This window comes from Acetobacter pomorum, from assembly GCF_002738225.1.
GTDB classification, from domain to species: domain Bacteria; phylum Pseudomonadota; class Alphaproteobacteria; order Acetobacterales; family Acetobacteraceae; genus Acetobacter; species Acetobacter pomorum.
This window is the reverse complement of sequence record NZ_PEBQ01000097.1, coordinates 1-262: the sequence shown is the minus strand read 5'-3', so window position 1 is coordinate 262 and position 262 is coordinate 1. Positions and strand designations below refer to the sequence as shown.

At 52.7% G+C, this 262-nt stretch carries 1 protein-coding gene; it reads right to left on the bottom strand.

Annotated elements, in window-relative coordinates; genetic code table 11:
• Positions 1 to 262 (bottom strand): hypothetical protein (locus tag CSR02_RS16600; RefSeq protein ID WP_167384115.1); only part of this gene is annotated, 262 nt, incomplete at both ends.

The window sequence follows — 262 nt, the reverse complement described above, 5'->3', positions numbered from 1 at the left end:
CCGGTTTCTGCGGTAATTTCCCCCACCAGTCGAGATCCGCCATCAACCTGAAAATTATTACCAGGCCCAGTTACGTGCAGACCAGCTCCCGATACAGATCCGTTGAAAGCAAGCCAATCACCGTTCTTGTAAAACCCTCCAGCACCCGGACTGACTGTTACACCGCATCCTTCAAGGTCCGGTTGCTGTGCACAAACGCCAAGAGAGTTGGCCACATACACCTTCGTATCGCTCGGATCCGTCCAGTTGTGACCAATCAACT